The 19,037-nt window shown below is 39.0% G+C and carries 21 protein-coding genes and 1 pseudogene; 4 read left to right on the top strand and 18 right to left on the bottom strand.

The window, feature by feature from the left end; all coding sequences use genetic code 11:
- The first annotated feature begins 186 nt into the window (after positions 1-186).
- Positions 187-873, top strand: a pseudogene (locus tag B6D67_RS02165) (transposase).
- A gap of 190 nt (positions 874-1,063) precedes the next feature.
- Here the strand turns inward: B6D67_RS02165 and B6D67_RS02160 are convergent.
- Both B6D67_RS02160 and B6D67_RS02155 read right to left on the bottom strand, forming a co-directional pair.
- On the bottom strand, positions 1,064-1,246 hold the full coding sequence (locus B6D67_RS02160; protein WP_002987564.1) for a class IIb bacteriocin, lactobin A/cerein 7B family: 183 nt from the start codon (positions 1,244-1,246) through the stop codon (positions 1,064-1,066).
- Between the two features lie 14 nt (positions 1,247-1,260).
- Positions 1,261-1,506, bottom strand: a complete 246-nt coding sequence (locus tag B6D67_RS02155; RefSeq protein WP_002994504.1) for a Blp family class II bacteriocin — start codon at positions 1,504-1,506, stop codon at positions 1,261-1,263.
- A 397-nt stretch (positions 1,507-1,903) separates the two neighbouring features.
- On the opposite strand from B6D67_RS02155, the gene B6D67_RS10355 reads away from it, so the two are divergent.
- Positions 1,904-2,158, top strand: a complete 255-nt coding sequence (locus tag B6D67_RS10355; RefSeq protein WP_010921971.1) for a hypothetical protein — start codon at positions 1,904-1,906, stop codon at positions 2,156-2,158.
- A gap of 304 nt (positions 2,159-2,462) precedes the next feature.
- Here the strand turns inward: B6D67_RS10355 and B6D67_RS02145 are convergent, their stop codons facing one another.
- The 15 genes from B6D67_RS02145 to rplK form a co-directional block, all read right to left on the bottom strand.
- Entirely contained in the window at positions 2,463-2,939 is a 477-nt protein-coding gene (locus B6D67_RS02145) for an NUDIX hydrolase (RefSeq protein ID WP_010921970.1), read from the bottom strand.
- Positions 2,940-2,958: 19 nt separating this feature from the next.
- Positions 2,959-3,855, bottom strand: coding sequence for a GTPase Era (gene era, locus B6D67_RS02140; RefSeq protein WP_010921969.1), 897 nt, complete (start codon positions 3,853-3,855; stop codon positions 2,959-2,961).
- Between the two features lie 119 nt (positions 3,856-3,974).
- Positions 3,975-4,382 (bottom strand): diacylglycerol kinase family protein, encoded by a 408-nt coding sequence (locus tag B6D67_RS02135; RefSeq protein WP_002985746.1) that lies wholly within the window; start codon positions 4,380-4,382, stop codon positions 3,975-3,977.
- Positions 4,363-4,860 (bottom strand): rRNA maturation RNase YbeY, encoded by a 498-nt coding sequence (ybeY, locus tag B6D67_RS02130; protein ID WP_002985748.1) that lies wholly within the window; start codon positions 4,858-4,860, stop codon positions 4,363-4,365. Before ybeY ends, B6D67_RS02135 begins: the two co-directional genes overlap by 20 nt.
- A 158-nt stretch (positions 4,861-5,018) precedes the next feature.
- Positions 5,019-5,594, bottom strand: coding sequence for a uracil-DNA glycosylase family protein (locus tag B6D67_RS02125; protein ID WP_010921968.1), 576 nt, complete (start codon positions 5,592-5,594; stop codon positions 5,019-5,021).
- A gap of 45 nt (positions 5,595-5,639) precedes the next feature.
- The gene (locus B6D67_RS02120) at positions 5,640-6,692 is read right to left on the bottom strand and encodes a PhoH family protein (RefSeq protein WP_010921967.1); all 1,053 of its coding nucleotides are present in this window, start codon (positions 6,690-6,692) and stop codon (positions 5,640-5,642) included.
- 158 nt (positions 6,693-6,850) lie between these two features.
- On the bottom strand, positions 6,851-8,623 hold the full coding sequence (locus tag B6D67_RS02115; protein WP_010921966.1) for an oleate hydratase: 1,773 nt from the start codon (positions 8,621-8,623) through the stop codon (positions 6,851-6,853).
- A gap of 313 nt (positions 8,624-8,936) precedes the next feature.
- Complete coding sequence (locus B6D67_RS02110) at positions 8,937-10,106, bottom strand: LysM peptidoglycan-binding domain-containing protein (RefSeq protein WP_010921965.1); 1,170 nt, start codon at positions 10,104-10,106, stop codon at positions 8,937-8,939.
- A gap of 155 nt (positions 10,107-10,261) precedes the next feature.
- Complete coding sequence (locus B6D67_RS02105) at positions 10,262-10,477, bottom strand: YozE family protein (protein WP_002985757.1); 216 nt, start codon at positions 10,475-10,477, stop codon at positions 10,262-10,264.
- Positions 10,474-10,983, bottom strand: coding sequence for a peptide-methionine (S)-S-oxide reductase MsrA (gene msrA, locus B6D67_RS02100; protein ID WP_010921964.1), 510 nt, complete (start codon positions 10,981-10,983; stop codon positions 10,474-10,476). Before msrA ends, B6D67_RS02105 begins: the two co-directional genes overlap by 4 nt.
- A 72-nt stretch (positions 10,984-11,055) precedes the next feature.
- Positions 11,056-11,913 (bottom strand): CvfB family protein, encoded by an 858-nt coding sequence (locus B6D67_RS02095; RefSeq protein ID WP_010921963.1) that lies wholly within the window; start codon positions 11,911-11,913, stop codon positions 11,056-11,058.
- A 108-nt stretch (positions 11,914-12,021) separates the two neighbouring features.
- Positions 12,022-12,579 carry a ribosome recycling factor gene (gene frr / locus B6D67_RS02090; protein WP_002985763.1) on the bottom strand — a complete coding sequence of 186 codons (558 nt, stop codon included), beginning with the start codon at positions 12,577-12,579 and terminating at the stop codon, positions 12,022-12,024.
- 28 nt (positions 12,580-12,607) lie between these two features.
- Complete coding sequence (gene pyrH / locus B6D67_RS02085) at positions 12,608-13,336, bottom strand: UMP kinase (RefSeq protein WP_002985765.1); 729 nt, start codon at positions 13,334-13,336, stop codon at positions 12,608-12,610.
- A gap of 322 nt (positions 13,337-13,658) precedes the next feature.
- Positions 13,659-14,348, bottom strand: a complete 690-nt coding sequence (rplA, locus tag B6D67_RS02080; protein ID WP_002985768.1) for a 50S ribosomal protein L1 — start codon at positions 14,346-14,348, stop codon at positions 13,659-13,661.
- Positions 14,349-14,453: 105 nt separating this feature from the next.
- A complete protein-coding gene (rplK, locus tag B6D67_RS02075) occupies positions 14,454-14,879 on the bottom strand; it encodes a 50S ribosomal protein L11 (protein ID WP_002990800.1) in 426 nt (141 codons plus the stop codon).
- Positions 14,880-15,122: 243 nt separating this feature from the next.
- On the opposite strand from rplK, the gene B6D67_RS02070 reads away from it, so the two are divergent.
- On the top strand, positions 15,123-15,476 hold the full coding sequence (locus tag B6D67_RS02070) for a DUF3397 domain-containing protein (RefSeq protein WP_010921962.1): 354 nt from the start codon (positions 15,123-15,125) through the stop codon (positions 15,474-15,476).
- A gap of 69 nt (positions 15,477-15,545) precedes the next feature.
- Here B6D67_RS02070 and B6D67_RS02065 read toward each other — a convergent pair whose 3' ends face one another.
- Complete coding sequence (locus tag B6D67_RS02065) at positions 15,546-17,951, bottom strand: DNA translocase FtsK (RefSeq protein WP_011285414.1); 2,406 nt, start codon at positions 17,949-17,951, stop codon at positions 15,546-15,548.
- Positions 17,952-18,167: 216 nt separating this feature from the next.
- On the opposite strand from B6D67_RS02065, the gene B6D67_RS02060 reads away from it, so the two are divergent.
- The gene (locus B6D67_RS02060) at positions 18,168-18,974 is read left to right on the top strand and encodes a peptidylprolyl isomerase (protein ID WP_002990808.1); all 807 of its coding nucleotides are present in this window, start codon (positions 18,168-18,170) and stop codon (positions 18,972-18,974) included.
- Positions 18,975-19,037: the final 63 nt, after the last annotated feature.

Here is a 19,037-nt window from a genome sequence, read left to right as displayed (position 1 = left end):
ATCCTCTCTACACTTACGCTGTGACAATAGTTAATTAATTAAGAAGTTTAAATGATACCATTCATGCTTTTATAAATACCTTTTAAGATTTTTGATGGTAGTGTAAAATATCTTGTGTAAACACACAAAAAGGAATAAATCCTGTATAGTAGAGTTGCGACACTTACTAGAAAGAGATTTATTCCCATGACTCAGTTTACCACAGAATTACTTAACTTCCTAGCACAAAAACAAGATATTGATGAATTCTTTCGCTCCTCTTTAGAAATAGCTATGAATGACCTCTTGCAAGTTGAACTATCAGCTTTTCTTGGTTATGAACCTTATGAAAAAGAAGGTTACAACACAGGTAATAGCCGTAATGGGACTTATTCTCGTCAGTTTGAAACAAAGTATGGCTTAGTCAATTTAATCATCCCAAGAGATCGAAACGGCGAGTTTTCACCAGTTTTATTACCATCTTATGCTAGACGAGAGGACCACTTGGAAGAGATAGTGATCAAACTCTATCAGACTGGCGTTACGACACGCGAAATCAGTGACATTATTAAGCGCATGTATGGTGACCACTTGTTTCTGAGTGGAAGCCTCGTTACAAAAAGGTTATGACATCACTTGAAACAACGGAAAATCTCCTAACTTTCTATCAATTTCCACATTACATTTGGTCTAGTATTTACTCTACAAACTTGATTGAATCACTCAATAAAGAAATCAAGCGACAAAGCAAGAAGGAGGGTGGTTTTTCCAAATGAAGAAGCCTTAGAACGATGTCTTGTAAGTATTTTCGAGGACTATAATATTAAGTTCGGAGCTCGTATTCATAAAGGATTCGGAGCATGCTTTGACACACTTGATAGTTTATTTGACTAATATTCAAAAACTCTACTCTTGTGTTTACACAACATTTTAATATTATTAATTTGTAATAGTACTTAGTAAGACATAAACAAATATCACAATTAAAATTACTTTACTTGCATTTTCTCTTACCTCTTTATCCTTCAAAAAAATTTGGGAAAGTATTAGACAAATTAAACCGAGTATTATAACTATAATCATATCATTGATAAGCTGCAATTCCAGATGCTACACATACAAATGCTGCCGCACCTCCAGTTATTGGACCTCCTGCTGCAGCTATAAGCATCCCACCTAAGCACCCTCCGATAGCAGATCCAATATTTCCTTTTCCACCAGAAATATTTACTAATTCTTCAAACTGTAATTCTAAAAAATTATCCATTTTTCACCTCAAAATTATTTTCCATTAAATAACATACCACCAACGCAAGTTAATCCACCCGCAATAGCACCTACATGTGCACCTGCAAACGCACCTGCAACTCCTCCAACACCTAAAGTAGCCATACCTGCTCCAACACCACCTGCAATAGCACCTGAAGTAATACCACCAATTAAATGATTTTTACAATCTGTAGCACTATAACCTCCAATAATATGGAACAACTCTTCTTTTTGTATTTCTTCTGCAAATTTTATCATAACTTTAAAAACCTTTCTAAAATGTTATATTCATCTTGTTGCAACTTTGACAAACTAAATATAGCATATTATTATAAAAATTTTTTTCTATGTCGTGAATGGTTGTATAAACATCTCAAATAAACTTTTTAACATATTAGAGACTGTCAATAATGTTGTGTAAACACAAGAGTAGAGTTTTTGAATATTAGTCAAATAAGCTATCAAGTGTGTCAAAACATACTCCGAATCCTTTATGAATACGAGCTCCGAACTTAATATTATAGTCTTCGAAAATACTTACAAGACATCGTTCTCTTTTAGGATATATGATATCTATCTATATTAACTATTACCTCAAGAGATACTTTCTAAAAACTCAAATTATTAGTGGGAAAAACTTAGATTATAAATACAAATGTCAGGTTTATTTTATCATAAATCATACTTTTTTAAATCTAAGCAAGTATATGACCTTCTAAACGAAATACGTATGCGTTATCCTCATGCTCATATTATTCTAATCGGAAATCATATTAATTACGAGGAAATATTTAAAAATCATTATCGAGTTTTTGGTGTTATTGACACAACAAGTCATAAATCATTAAGGTCCATTCGAGACCAAATTCAACTTTACTTAGACGAACTTTACAATTCGAATAATGGATAGGCACTTCATCAATTCTTTTAGGAAATGATTCTTGTCACCCCTCCCAAGTCTATTGTCACAGTTAGGTTCAACTTGCCTAAGTCATGCATGGCTAGGTGGCAATTCGTCATAACTCTAAAACAAATGTTTGATGTCTGCTAGTATCAATTGGAAAGAAAATCCTGTTAACATTTAACAAAATTATTCAGACTTAATCAGAAAAATTGGAAGCAAAAAAAGAGAGCATAAGCTCTCGAATATCGTCTTTCAAAAATTTTTTTAACAAGCCAATCTCCAAAAATACTCCAACTGTCCTAGAGAGTTCTTAATGCCCCATAGCAAAGCTATCACTAAAATATTCCTCTAACATCAGGCGATGTTTGGCTGAGACACTCTCTAACTCTGCTATCTCCTCATGAGAGAAAAATTGTAACTTGAGCGTTTCCTCATTATGAAAGTTATCAATAGCCATATCAGAAACAGCCGTTAGTTCATAGATAAAGACAATAGTCTGAACAGCATCACCGTTGGGATAAACTTCCTCAAAATGAGTGTAAACATTCAGTAAGCGAACAGCTTCAACCTCAATTCCGGTTTCCTCTAAGAACTCACGTTTGCAAGTCTCTAAAGAGCTCTCACCCAGTTCCATAGTGCCACCAGGAATAGTCCAGGTTTTCTTATCACCACGCAGCTGCATCAGCACCTTGCCGTCATCATTGGTCAAAATCCCACCAGCAAAGTTAAGAATAATCTTATCATGCCCAACTTTGGAGCGGATATAAGAAATGTAGTCTTGTGGCATATGATCTCGCTTTACTATGTTAGTATTCTTTCTCATTATAGCCAAAATCAGCTAAATCAAGCTTTTTATCCCGCCAGTTTTTCTTGACTTTGACCCACGTTTCTAAGTAGACCTTGTCGCCTAACATGAGTTCAATATCACGGCGCGCCATTTTTCCGATTTTTTTGAGCATGGCTCCTTGTTTTCCAATGATGATGCCTTTTTGGCTATCGCGCTCCACCATAATGGTTGCACGGATATGCACTTTATCAGTCTCTTCATCTCGCTTCATGGATTCGACAACAACAGCTACGGAATGTGGAACCTCTTGTTGCGTCAAATGCAGTACCTTCTCACGAACCATTTCTGACACAAGGAAACGTTCTGGATGATCAGTAATCTGATCTTCTGGAAAATATTGGAAACCTTCTTCAAGATTATCAGTTAATAACTTGATCAAAGTTGGCACATTATTACCTTCTAGGGCAGAAATTGGGACCACTTCTTTAAAATCCATTTGGCTATGGAAGTCATCAATCTGTTCCAAAAGTTGGTCTGGATGAACCTTATCAATTTTGTTGATGACTAAAATAACGGGAATCTTAGCTGCTTTTAGCCGCTCGATAATCATGTCGTCACCCTTACCACGCTTTTCATCGGCAGGAACCATGAAAAGAACCGTCTCAACTTCACGTAAAGTACTATAAGCAGATTCAACCATAAAATCACCAAGGGCGGTCTTTGGTTTATGAATACCTGGCGTATCAATAAAGACAATTTGTTCTGTTTCTGTGGTGTAAATGCCCATAATTTTATTACGGGTGGTCTGAGCCTTGTCACTCATGATGGCAATTTTTTGCCCCATGACGTGATTTAAAAAGGTGGATTTGCCAACATTTGGACGACCAAGAATGGCTACAAAGCCTGATTTAAACATAGATAATTACGGGCTTTAACGGTAGGGCTTCAGATCAAGCTTGTCACTAAGCTTAACCGTCTTGTCCTTTCCTTATTCTCCTATGCCATCATCACATAGGATAGCCCATTCCTTTCTTTTTAATGAACGAAAATATTCCAAATTTTAGGAATAAAAATAATAAGTCCTGTCAAGACAGCATAGCCAGAAATCATCAAAACAGCACCTGCTGCCATATCCTTGGCATTTTTAGCTAGCATAGAAAAGTGATAGTCACTAGCCAAATCAACTACATTTTCAATAGCAGAATTGACAATTTCTAAGGTAATGACCAAAAAAATGGCTAGAAGTAAAAATAACCATTCGATGGCTGAAATGCTAAAAAATAAACCAGCAACACAAGCTAAACAGGCAGACAAAAGGTGGCTTCTGAGATTGCGTTCTTCCTTAAAAGCTGTGAAAACCCCTGTCAAGGCAAACTCCAAGCTTGAGGTAATGGTTCTGTTTTTCCATTTCCGTTTGGTGGTATTATTGTCGTGTAAGGCCATAAGCAGTCAAAATCTCTTCCTGTAAGGTAAACATCTCTTTTTCTTCTTCAAGGGTGTAGTGATCATACCCATTAATATGTAAGAATCCATGAACAGCCAAAAATCCCATTTCACGCTCAAAAGAGTGCCCATATTCTTGGGACTGCTCACGCGCCTTGTCAATAGAAATAAACAATTCGCCAATATAAGCATCAAACTCTGCCATCATCTCTGCCAAACTAGGATCAGCAGCCAAATCCTCTTGACTAAATAAAATAGGCGTTTCTGGCTTATATTCTAGAGAAATCACATCTGTTGGACGATCAGTATCTCGGTATTCTAAGTTGAGTTCATGACTTCTTTCATTGGTCACAAAGGTCACAGACATTTCTTTTTCTTCTTTGCCCGTCTTTTGAGCAGCAAAATTGAGCAAATCAAGTGTTTGCTCCATAATCTCTTGCGAAACTTGTCCCGTTTCGTCAATCATCTCGATATACATAAGGTTAATTGTTAGGGAAGGGCTGCCCACCTCATTTGGTATGTTGGGCACCCATTATTATCTGACAGATAATTTCCCTTATCCTTTCAATCAGCATTTGTTATTTACCCATTATACCACAAGCCCCTTAAAAATGGGAATGCTAGGTAAATCAGGGCCTATTTGGTTAGAATTGCCTCCACACGTTTTTGCAAGATAGGTAATAAATCCTGCTCAAACCAGGGGTTCTTAGCTAACCACAATTGGTTTCTTGGAGAAGGATGAACAAGTGGAAAATAGTCTGGCAAGTAATCCTCAAAGTGACGGACTGTTTCAGTTAAGGTTTTGTAAGCCTTGTTACCAAGGTAAAAGTCCTGAGCATAGCGACCAACCAAAATCGTCAATTCAACTTCTGGCATCAATGCTCTTAATGGCGGGTGCCACTTAGCCGCAAAACCTTCTCTAGGTGGTAAGTCACCGGATTTTCCCTTACCAGGATAATAGAAATCCATAGGGATAATGCCAAACAATCCTGAGTGGTAAAAGGTGTCATTGTCCACACCTAGCCAGTCTCGTAAGCGGATGCCACTACGATCATTCCAGTAAAGTTTGGTTCCTTGAGCTACTATTCCAGGAGCTTGGCCAACAATAATAATCCTAGCTGTTTGAGGAGCATCATATAAAGGAAAAATACCTCTTTCGGTATAGGAGAGATTAGCCTCATCTGCCATAATAGCTTTGGTTAAATCATCCATAGAATCCTCCTTAAAAAGGCCATATTAAACATCATCGTAAAAGTCTTAGTGCTCTTGACCGATCACAGGGTATTTTGTCAAGCCTGGCTGGTAATCAGCTTCAACGTCACTAGCCTTAGGTTTTAGTAAGTCCTTCATCTCCTCTGAGGACGTTTCATAAGCCTTGATAATATCAGCCACAACAGGATGTCGGACAACATCCTTAGCAGAGAAATAGACAAAATCAATCTGTTTAATGCCTTGTAATTTCTGAGTAGCATCAATCAAACCAGACTTGACATTTCGAGGGAGGTCAATCTGACTCGTATCTCCATTGACAATCATTTTAGAATTAAAACCAAGACGGGTCAAAAACATCTTCATTTGCATGATGGTCGTGTTTTGAGCCTCATCTAAGATAACAAAAGCGTCATCCAGAGTACGACCTCGCATATAAGCTAACGGAGCAATCTCAATCACATCTCGTTCCATCAGGCGTGTGGTTTGTTCCTTGCCTAAAATGTGATAAAGGGCATCGTAAACAGGTCTGAGGTAAGGATCCACCTTTTCTTTCAAATCGCCTGGTAAAAAACCTAGGCTTTCGCCAGCTTCTACCGCAGGACGCGTCAAAATAATACGCTTTACCTGTCCTCTTTTCAGAGCAGTGACTGCAAGCGTAACAGCTAAGAAGGTTTTACCTGTCCCTGCAGGTCCTACACCAAAAACCACATCATGACGTTTGACACTATCAACATAGGTTTTTTGACCTAATGTTTTGACTCGTATTGCCTTACCATAGTTATCTTTAATGATTTCTTCTTCATAAAGCGCCATAAATTGGTCAATCTGATGAGATTCTGCCATAGATAAAGCTGTCACCACATCTGATGTGTTGACCACCATGCCACGACCCACTAGAACCAGTAGGGCTTTGATGGTCAATCGAGCCAATTCCACAGCTTCTTCATCATCACCAATCACTTGGACTCGCTCGGTTCTTGCGTGAACAATAACTCCTAAATGAGCTTCTATTAGCTTCAAATGACGCTCGTTGCTACCAAAAAGAGCTAAAACATCATCAGGATGGGTTAAGGTAATGTCAATAGAATACTCTTGCAAATAGAGTCCCTCTTTCTTTCATCTTTATTGCTTACATTATAACAAATTTTAAATTCTTATGTGACGTTCACGTCAGACTTTTCCTTTATCACTTTTCTATAAATCATCAAAAAAGCTGATAAGCCTAAACTTATCAGCTTTAACTACTCTAAGGCATGTTACATAAGATTAGCATCTTTGAGCAATTCTTCGATAAAGGTATCCTTGATTTTTTTATGTCCGATTTTCTCAATCAGTGCAGGAATTGGCAAATCCATATCCTTGATTGCCTTTTTATCATTAAGGTAATAAAAGGCTTTGAGCAATTCACGAATATCATAGGCTGAATTAAAGACTTCTGGGATGCCTCGTTCCACATTCAAGAAGCTATACACTGCTTCCATGGCAGTACGAATAGAATACTCAGTCGTAAAGACCGTATCTCGAGATGGAGATTCCGCAAAGTTACCAATAAAGGCCAAGTTGACTGAACCATCTGGGATAACTTTCGGACGGTCTCCTTTGACGCGTGGCATAAAGTAACTCGTAATATAAGGCATGTAAACAGGAACTGTATTGATATAGTCCTGACTCGCTAAGTCCTTGATTTTATCAACAGGTACCCCAAGGTGGTACAACCATTCTTCTGTGATTTCTTGACCTGTACACTCCTCAATTTTCTTGTGGACGTAATTGCCCTCACTATTGGAATAAAGACCGTAAATCCAGACAGTGGTCTCATTTTCTTTTTGTTCTTTAAAATGAGGTTGACGGTGAATGGCAAAGCTCATCATCCAGTTAGAATCTGTAATAGTGATGATGCCGCCAGTGTTCACTTTGCCATCGTGCAAGTCACGGTGGGTCAAACGTTCTATATAAGGCTCGATAGCTGGGTGTTTTATGGTTGCTGTAGCAGACACAAACCAGCTTTCAGCAGGCAAGTCCTGGTAAAACACTTTAGGATGACCAAAATCATCTGATTGAGCAGCTAGATTTTCCCATAAATTCCAAGAACCACCTAACGCTTTGGTTGGCTTAGCCACTTCGTGATGACTACCGTATGTGCTGCTTTCAGTAATAGAACCATTGGTCACAAAAACCAAATCATCAGGTGTTAGCTCAATCGCCTTAGCCTCCCCAGACACCGTCATATGGATGGTTTTTGCTACCTTTTTACCAGCTGTTTGCTCCACCTGAATATCAGTGACTTTTGTGTCAAATTGGATGTCAACGTCGTGTGATTCTAGGTAAGCAATAATCGGTTTGACCATAGAGTCATATTGGTTATATTTGTTGAACTTGAGGGAGGTGAAATCTGGCAAACCATCAATATGGTGGATAAACCTCATCGCATAGCGTCGCATTTCTACAGCAGAATGCCATTTTTCAAAAGCAAACATGGTTGCCCAATACACCCAAAAATTACTCTTAAAGAAATCTTCTGAGAAGAACTCTTCAATGGTTTGGTCTCCTAGAGATTCTTCTGTCTTCATGATTAAATGGATTAATTCTTTTGACTGTTTACCGAGCGTATACTGGCCGTCATCATCCACACGATTTCCTCTCTTGTGAATCAAACGACAGTTGGATGAGTTAGGATCATCCTTATCCAACCAATAAAATTCATCTAAATAAGACGCACCGGGAATTTCCAGTGAGGGAATAGACCGATACATGTCCCACATACACTCAAAATGATTTTCCATCTCACGACCACCACGGGTCACAAAACCAAGATGAGGCTTTTCAATACCATCTAAAGAACCACCTGCTAAAGGCAATTCCTCAAACAGATGAATGCGTTCCCCAGCCATATGCCCATCGCGAATAAGGAAAACAGCTGCTGCTAAACCAGCTAAACCAGTACCAACAATATAAGCTGATTTCTGATCTACCCCTTCAGGTTTTCGAGGTGTTGCAAAAGCTTCGTAATTACCACTAGTATAATACATTTCAAGACCTCCTTGAATAGTCAAGCAAAGTGATATCATCACTCCAAAGGTAAGGCAGATTGCTCAGTTGTCACGAAATAATAGGTATTCTTCTACCTTTATCATGATCATATCAGGTTAATTACCTTTATTTTACCCCTAAACCCATATTTGCGCTAATAAAAACCATCTCTTTTAGACATAACGTTAAAACTGTCTAAAGGGTGAGAAAAACAACAGGTATTAAAAGCGTATCTCAGCCTCTTATAGGGCTTACTCTGTCAGAATTGTCAAAAAACTCACGCCTAAACGTGAGTTTTTTTAATAGCATGAATTAAGCATTAAAGGAGACATGAACATGATCATAATGGTTTTCTGTAATACTGCCGCGATCTGGCATGGGGTTCCATGTGTAGGCTGGTCCGTAAATACTTGCAAATGGCGCATAGAATCGCTGTTTCCAAATAACGTATGAAATACCACGCTCTGCCATATGGTCAATGGCATATTGAGCAACTTGATCACCAAGAGCAGAATTTTCAGGCACCATAAAATCAATGGCCAAACCTTTACCATGATCTCCTGGATCACCTGGACGGTAACCACTAAATGACGTAATACCAAAGGCAGAAGCCACTTCTTCTTTGAAGGCTGCTGTTTGTGGTTGAAGCCCTGCATTCATTGGATTGTAGGCATGGTTTGGAGCGTAAGAAAGGCCATTTGAGGTTGCAACACTTGTGGTGTCAGCTACAGCTTTTTGTGCTGCTGGCGCAGAGGTTTCTTCTTTTTCTGCTGGGGCTTGTGCTGGGGCCGCAGAAGAAACTTCTTCTGAAGCACTCTCGTTAGGTACAGGCCTATTAGCTGAAGTTGGGGCTTCTGAGATGTCTGTCTTAGGTTCGACTTCAGTCGTTTCAGCTGCTTTAGGAGTTGGAACTGCTTCTTGTGGTACTTCTGGCTGCTTTTGTGATTCGCTAGACAACTCAGTCGAAACATCATTCGTTGACGATGTGAGCTCAGATGACGCTGTCACAGAACTATCTGGCTTTGCAGATGCGAATGGTGTCGTTGGGACATCAGATGGTGTCGCAGGTGGTGCCATAGGAACAGTCGGTTGAGAGGTGGCAGATGCTTGGGGTAATGGCTCACTGCTAGGTACATGACTAACGCTAGCTGGACTAGAAGCAGGTGCTTGAACCGTCAAATTCGTTGCCTGACCGTGTTGATTGTAGTTTGCTGTTAGGATCGTGTCTGGAAAAATTAGGTCAATATTAGCAATATGATTAATATCTCCTAAGACATGCACATCAATCCCCATTGCTTCAGCAATTGTGCTTAAAGTGTCACCGTATTTTACAGTATAAGTAAAAACATTATCAACTAGGACGAGTTCAGACTTGATTTCTGTAACCGATCGTGGTGTCCACTCTTGTGCCTGCGCTGTCGCCAAAGGTACTAACGACAAAGCGACACTTGTCACAAATAAGCTCTTTTTAGTAATAATCATCTCTGCTTCCTTTTTATTTTTTTCTAAGCTATATCATAGCATATTTTTAAGAAAAAAAGTAGCTTGTCATTTTTTTGAAAGAAAGTGATGTCATTTTGTAATAATAACGTGATAACCCTTCAAAAGAGTCGATATGACTCTTTTTTATCCACGTATTAATGTGCTAGATAATCTTCCCAGATTTCATCAAATTGACCTAAATTAAAGGAAAAACTAGCTTGATCTTCTAGATACCGACTAATGAGTTCAAAATCATTGGTATGCTTTGGAAAAGTGGTGTCATCAAACACCAAATCTGCTAAAATCGCCACAGGTTCATTTGATTTAGGGTTACGTTGTGTCATCAGCCAGCTGTAAAATGATTTTCTCATGACCAATTCTCCTCTAAAAACTGATGACGAATAGCACTGCTTTGTGCATACCGCTTGGGATTCTTTTTATAAAATCCTTGGTGATAATCCTCTGCGAGATAAAATGGCTCTGCTGGTTCAATAGTGGTGACAATGGGTTGGTCAAAACGTCCTGAAGCTTGCAAGTTTGCTTTTGATTGCTCTGCAATTTCTTTTTGTCTTTCCGTTGTGTAGTAAATGACAGGACGGTAGTTGTCCCCACGATCTTCAAATTGCCCAAAGGCGTCTGTTGGATCCGTCTGCGTCCAATAGAGCTCTACCAAATCTTTATAAGCGATTTGCTTAGGGTCAAAAATAATTTCAACAGCTTCTGTATGTCCTGTTGTTTTGGCACAAACTTGTTCATAGCTAGGATTTGGGAGATGCCCACCTGTGTAGCCACTTCTGACTGACAAAATACCTGCTTGCTCCTCAAAAGGTTGCACCATACACCAGAAACAACCTCCTGCAAAAATGGCTCTTTCCATTCTCTATATCCCCTTTTTCTTCACTTAATGGTCTTCATTGTAACAAAAAACTTTGCCAGTGGCAAAGCATTTTTATCCTATTAATTCAGTTCCTGTGGCGTCTTGTTTGATACGTTTAGCTTTCATCAATCCACCCAAGGCTTTTTTAAACTGGCCTTTTGAAATACCAAAGCTTGCTTTAATCTCTTCTGGACTTGATTTGTCATTTAAAGTCATGAAACCACCATTGGCTTCCAGATAAGTAACAATCATCTGAGCGTCATTCTCCAACATCTCAAAAGAACGTGGTTTCAACGATAAATTCAAGGTACGATCGACCTCTCTAAACCCAATCACACGGGCATCTAAAACCTGACCTAAGCGCGGTTCTGCGTAGCGTTCACTTGAGTGAATAAAGCCCAACATGTTGTTTTCAGGCAGGTAAACAAACGTTCCTGTTAATTTTAGGCGGTAAACAATTGCTGGCCAATGTTGATTTTGCATGTTATTGTAAGCAGGGCTAGCCATCTTTTGAAAGACCTCAGGCTCTGCTGGAAGTCCCCAAATACGGTCTTTTTTATCCACATCCAAACGAATGTAAAGTTTATCCCCTTTTTTAGGCCATAGTTCTTTCATCTCAGGCAACACGTCCAAAGAAACCACAATTTCTTTATTTGGAATTCCTGTATCGACAAAAACGCCTAGGTCACGACGAACCTCTGTCACTTCCCCCCAGCCATAACTTGTCCGTGTTGAACGGATCTCTTTGGTTGTGAGACGTGCCTTTTGCTCTATGTCTGTATAGGCAAAGCCTGTGACCATATCACCAATCTGGCGTTCTCCTTCTGCTTTAGACAAGGTAAAGGTAAACCCTTCTTTGTGGATAAAATAGTCATTAGCGTTTTCTTCTTTAATAAGCCCAGTAATGACTGTTGCTAGTAAATCATTCATATCTTTTTTCTTTCTTTAAAAAGATAGGGACAAATCAAAACCAAACGCTTCTGAAATGGTCACCTATCTTTTTGTGTCTATAGTCGTCTATTTTTCGTAGGAATCCTGTTACACTGAGAGCAATTCTTTTTCTTTTTCAGCCGTCATGCGGTCAATTTCTTTGATAGCATCATCGGTTGCTTTTTGGATATCTTTCTCAAGTGTTTTTAACTCATCTTCAGTGATTTCTTTTGCTTTTTCTTGCTTTTTAGCATCATCCATAGCATCGCGGCGGATATTACGGATTGCAATTTTAGCATTTTCACCAACTTTTTTCACTTCTTTGGCTAATTCTTTACGTGTTTCTTCGGTCAAAGCTGGAATAACCAAACGAATGACAGAGCCATCGTTAGCAGGTGTAATGCCTAAATCTGATGCGTTAAGAGCGCGCTCGATATCTTTGATAGAAGATTTATCAAAAGGCGAGATCAATAAGACACGCGCTTCTGGTACAGTGATTGAAGCCAATTGATTTAATGGTGTCGGTGCCCCGTAATAATCAACTTGGATACGGTCTAAAAGACTAGCGTTGGCACGACCCGCACGAATGCTGGCATATTCACGTGATAAAGACTGATGGGATTGTGCAAAACGTTCTTTTGCAGTTTCAATAATTGCATTTGCCATGATAATTACTCTCTTTCTTTTCTAACTTTTAGTCACAAACTTTATTTGATACAGTAGTTCCAATATGTTCTCCAAAGACAACACGTTGAATATTGCCAGCTTCATTCATATTGAAAACCACCAAATCAATATCGTTATCCATCGATAAGGTCGATGCCGTTGCATCCATGATTTTGAGACCACGTTTGATCACTTCACCATGTGTTAATTCATCAAATTTAACCGCATTAGCATCTTTTTTAGGATCAGCATTATAGACCCCATCCACACCATTTTTTGCCATTAAAATAGCATCTGCTTCAATCTCAGCAGCACGCAGTGCCGCGGTGGTGTCTGTTGAAAAATAAGGCGAGCCAATACCAGCTCCAAAAACAACAATCCGATTTTTTTCTAGATGGCGCAAGGCACGTCCGCGAATATAAGGTTCTGCTACATTTTGCATAGGAATAGCTGTTTGCACACGGGTATCAACACCATAATGTTGAAGACTATCAGCCATGACTAGGGCATTCATCACCGTTCCAAGCATGCCAGTGTAATCAGCCTGAACACGGTCCATTCCAGCGTCTGCTGCAGGCTCTCCACGCCAGAGATTGCCTCCACCAATAACAAGAGCGATCTGTACTCCCGACACATGAACTTCGGCAATTTCTTTTGCAATAGCCTGAACAGTTGGAATGTCAATGCCAACTCCTTTTTCACCTGCTAATGCTTCACCAGATAACTTAATTAATATACGTTGATATTTAGGTTCCACTACTATGTTCTCCTTAGTTTGTCCTTACTATTTTACCACAAACCCTCAATTATGAATAGGGAAAGGACATTTTAGAGGCTAATAAATGTCAATTAAAATCCCTTTTTTTAACACCACCGATACTTCCTTTATCATTTTTTGTGAGCTCATGATGTGTTAACACCACATCTCATTAAGAGAATCAACTCCTTTCATGGTATTATCGCCTACACTTTTTTGTTTGCATCCCATTTTAAACCATAAAAAAGACAAACCTCTAGTGAAGATTTGTCTTCAGAAATTTGTCTTTTTGCTATGATTAGGCGATGCCCTAATTTTTTTCTTAAAGTGAGTTAGGATCAACCTTGATACCAACACCTTGTGTTGATGTGATTGAGACGTTTGCCATGTAAGTTCCTTTAGCTGTTGCAGGTTTAGCTTTAGCCATTACATCGTGGAAGGCTTTGAAGTTTTCAACCAATTTGTCAGCATCAAATGAAACTTTACCAATAAGAGCTTGAACATTACCTGCTTTGTCAGCACGGTAAGTGATTTTACCACCTTTAGACTCTTCAACGGCTTTAGCAACATCCATCGTTACTGTACCAGTTTTAGGGTTTGGCATCAAGTTACGAGGTCCAAGGACACGTCCAAGACGACCTACGATAGCCATCATGTCTGGCGTTGCGATAACAACGTCAAAGTCAAGCCATCCACCATTGATTTTTGCAACAAGGTCGTCTTCACCTACGAAGTCTGCACCAGCTGCTTTTGCTTCTTCAGCTTTTGCACCACGTGCAAAAACAAGAACACGTTGTGTTTTACCAGTTCCGTTTGGCAATACCATTGCGCCACGGATTTGTTGGTCTGCTTTACGAACGTCAATGTTCAAGTTGTAAGCAACTTCAACAGACGCATCAAATTTTGCGAAGTTCGTTTCTTTTACTAATGCTACAGCTTCTTCTACACTGTACGCTTTTGTGCTATCTACTTTTTCAAGTGCAGCACGCATTTGTTTGCTTTTTTTAGCCATTTTAAAATTCTCCTTGTAATGTGGTCATATCGATTTGATTTAAAATCTCCCACGTCACTCATCTCTTATGATGAAGTCGTGCGGGTAATAGGGGTTCTTGACTGACTAGTCAGTAACAGTGAATCCCATAGAACGAGCAGTACCTTCGATCATACGCATTGCAGCTTCAATGTTTGCAGCGTTCAAATCTGGCATCTTAGTTTCAGCAATTTCTTGTACTTGTGCACGAGTAACTGTCGCAACCTTAGTAGTGTTAGGTGTACCTGATCCTTTTTCAACACCTGCAGCTTTTTTCAAAAGAACAGCAGCTGGTGGTGTTTTAGTGATGAAATCAAATGATTTGTCTTCATAAACTGAGATAACAACTGGGATGATCATACCAGCTTGATCAGCTGTACGAGCGTTAAATTCTTTAGTGAAGCCCATGATGTTGATACCTGCTTGACCAAGAGCTGGTCCAACTGGTGGAGCTGGTGTAGCTTTACCAGCAGGGATTTGAAGTTTTACAAGTTTTTCGACTTTTTTAGCCATTTTAAAAATCCTCCTGTTGTGGTTTTGGCGGTAATTGAGATTTTTACCTCCCACAGATATGCAATATTGCATACCTTACCATTATAGCTTATTGCCAAAATAAATCAAGTCTTTTTGTTAAAATAGCTGATGCCTTTTGCAATGTTTAAATTGAAGTAGACGCTTTCCCTCTCAAAGATCATTTTCTATCACAACAGGTAAGTATCAGTTTACAAGTAAGGGATTTGAGTATAAAATAGACCTATGATGATCTATAAATTAACTGCCTTAGCTTTCTTGATAGTAACGCCTCTTTTTGCCATGATTGTAACCTCTTTATTTAAACTTAATAAAAAGGGATTTAAATTTCCAGATGTCGCACTTTTACTTTTTGCGATAGAAATTGTGCTTGTCTCAGGAAAATTTTTCACCCATAATTTACTGCCTTATTACCTTATTATCATGTCGCTGCTAGCCATCGTCATTTCACTACTGCTAGTCATCCGAACTCAGTCGTTTTCTTACCATCGCTTTATGAAGCTATTTTGGCGAGTTGGCTTTTTAGTCACCGTTATTTTCTACCTGATTCTAGTTATCTTTATTTTTACATTAGCATAGGCATCTCATCAACTGGCTTGACATCACAAAAAAAGAACCTAACATCTCATCATGAGACGTCAGGTTCTTTTAGTTTGTCTGCAATACCTTACGAGGCTTGGTTCCTTCTGCTGGACCGATAACACCTGCTTCTTCCAATTCATCCATCAAGCGCGTGGCACGATTAAATCCAACCGACAAACGCCTTTGAATCATTGAGGCACTAGCTTTTTGTGTTTCTAAGACCAAGGCTTTTGCTTCTTCAAAAAGAGGATCACCTTCAGCAGCTCCGCCATTTCCAGAAAAACCAGGATCATTGTCGCTAACTTCACCAGGATCAAAGGCGTCATCATAATCCGCTTCAGCTTGGTCTTTGATAAAGTTGACAATACGCTCCACATCATCATCTGAGATGAAAGACCCTTGCAAGCGAACAGGGTGATTTTCATCAATCGGCTTAAAGAGCATATCACCCCGTCCCAAGAGCTTTTCAGCACCATTTTCATCAAGGATCGTACGGCTATCAGTACCACTTGAAACAGCAAATGCCATACGCGACGGAACATTTGCTTTAATCAAACCAGAAATAACATCTACAGAGGGACGTTGAGTTGCAAGAATCATATGGATACCTGCAGCACGTGCTTTTTGTCCCAAACGAATAATAGCATCTTCAACTTCTTTACTAGCCACCATCATCAAGTCAGCCAATTCATCTACAATGACAACGATTAAAGGCAACGGTATTTGTTTTTGCTCAGAAGAAGCATTAAACTCTTCAACCTTTGTATTATAACCTGCTATATTACGCACACCAATTTTACTAAATAACTCGTAGCGGTTTTCCATCTCATCAACCACTTTTTGGAGTGCCTTACTGGCTTTACGCGGATTGGTTACAACTGGGATTAATAAATGTGGAATATCATTATAAACAGATAATTCAACCATTTTGGGGTCAATCATCATAAACTTAACTTGATCTGGACGTGCCTTCATCAAAATACTTGAAATAATGCCATTAACTGCCACAGATTTACCTGAACCAGTTGAACCAGCTACCAAAAGATGCGGCATTCTAGCTAAGTTAAAACTGCGCGCATTGCCATTAACAGCTTTACCTAGTGGTACTTCTAAAAGGTTTTCAGGATTGGCATCAGATTGTTCCCAAAGTTCGCGGAAAGAAACCGTTGCAATTTCTGAGTTAGGAACTTCAATACCTATTAAGGATTTTCCAGGAATTGGTGCTTCAATACGAACATCTTTAGCAGCCAGAGCAAGTGCCAAATCATCAGCAAGATTTGAAATACGATTAACTCGGACCCCGACAGCTGGCTTGATTTCATATTTGGTGACGGAAGGCCCGATTTCTGCTCGCTCTACCTTGACATCAATCCCAAAACTTTGGAAGGTATCTTCAAGCACCTTGATATTTTTGCGGACTAAGTTTTTCTCTTTGGACTGGTTTTTGGGCTTATCTGGTGCAAATAAATCTATCGTTGGAAGTTTATAAAGAAGATGGGTTTTTGGTGTGAAATCAACTTCAACAGGTTCATCCATATCCATCTCATCTTCAGAAGATGCTAAAGCAGATAAAGAGTCATAAGCCCCAATTTCCTCATGAGCGTAAGCCAAGTCTTCTTGATCAAATAAGCTTGTCTCATCGTCTTTGAGGTGACTATCATAAGCAAGAATCTCTGGTTCTTTTGTCATATCCTCAGCCAAATCATAGCTGACTTGAGACTGACTATCCTCAACAATCTCTCCCGTCTCAGGATCAACCGTCAATTCTGCTAGACGTTTTTCTTCCTCTTGTGCTTGTTTCTCTAAAGCCTCTTTTTCAGCTTGTAAGCGGTGCTCTTCTCGTTTGATGAACCGCTTTTCTTTATTTTCCTGATAAGCCACTGCTAGTTTATCAACAGCCTCTTTCACAAAGTGACTCACATCATAGATATCCCAAGGCGTCATTAGAAATAATCCTAATAAGATAAACAAAAAACCAATAAAGTAAGAGCCGATATTCGAAAATAAAAAGGCTATGGGTTTATAAAGTAATGCACCAAGCATTCCTCCACCAACAAATTCAGTCACGCGCAGGGCTAGTAAATCTCTTGTAATTAGCCGAGCAGTGCCTAGAAAAATATCTTGATCAAGCATCCTAGGCATCGCAAATAAGAAGGCGTGCCACTCAACTAGCAATCCCAAAAAGGCAATAACAACTCCCGCAATCATTCCATCTTTTTGCCGTAACCATTTAAAACAAAATAAGTAAATTAACCAGGCAAACATAAACGGATAGGCTAAACTACCCACCAAAAAACGAATCATATTATAAGTTGTCACACCAAAGACGCCCAAGCGAAGCATCGCAAAAATAAGCAACAAAGCCATTAAAACAGATAAAATCATCCTCTTAATGGCACGTTGCTTTTCCACTTCTGCTTTTGTTAAACGCTTCTTAGGCGCACTTTTTTTTCTTTGATTTCTTTTAACCATAACACTATTATACCATTTTTTAACTATTAGGAAATAGCTCTAAAAAACCAAGGTGTTTTAAGTTTTTCTATAGCATCTTGTGCTATAATAACAGTCGTAGCAGCCTTTTAACCAAGGTTAGATCATAAAACACAAAAATAGGCGTTTTTAACTCTTTACTACTATTTTCTGTTGCATTTTATGATAAAATAAAGAAAATCATTCTTAGGAGTAGACATGAAAAAATTATTATCTCTCAGTTTAGTAGCCATTAGTTTACTTAGTTTGAGTGCTTGTGAATCTGTTGACCGCGCTATAAAAGGCGATAAATACATTGATGAAAAAACTGCCAAAGAAGAAAGCGAAGCAGCTTCTAAAGCCTATGAAGAAAGCATTCAAAAAGCTCTCAAAGCTGATGCTAGCCAATTTCCACAACTAACCAAAGAAGTCGGCAAAGAAGAAGCTAAGGTCGTAATGAGGACAAGTCAAGGGGACATTACCCTTAAGTTATTCCCAAAATATGCTCCCTTAGCTGTTGAGAACTTCCTCACCCATGCTAAAAAAGGCTACTATGATAACCTTACCTTCCATCGTGTGATCAACGACTTTATGATTCAATCAGGTGACCCCAAAGGAGATGGCACAGGTGGTGAATCGATTTGGAAAGGCAAGGATCCTAAAAAAGATGCTGGCAATGGCTTTGTCAACGAAATCTCTCCATTTTTATATCATATTCGCGGTGCTCTTGCCATGGCAAATGCTGGTGCTAATACTAACGGTAGCCAATTTTATATCAACCAAAACAAGAAAAATCAAAGCAAGGGATTATCAAGTACCAACTACCCAAAACCTATCATCTCTGCCTATGAGCATGGCGGCAATCCAAGCTTAGATGGCGGTTATACTGTATTTGGTCAAGTCATTGATGGTATGGATGTTGTCGATAAAATTGCCGCTACTTCTATCAACCAAAATGATAAACCAGAACAAGACATTACGATTACCTCAATTGACATTGTCAAAGATTATCGCTTTAAAAACTAAATCATGCTTAAAAAAACCTTATCAGATAATAGGCTAAATACCTTGGTTTGATAAGGTTTTTTA

It is taken from the genome of Streptococcus pyogenes, from assembly GCF_002055535.1.
GTDB lineage: Bacteria > Bacillota > Bacilli > Lactobacillales > Streptococcaceae > Streptococcus > Streptococcus pyogenes.
Note: the sequence above shows the minus strand (reverse complement) of the source record. Positions and strands in the feature narration are given on the sequence as shown.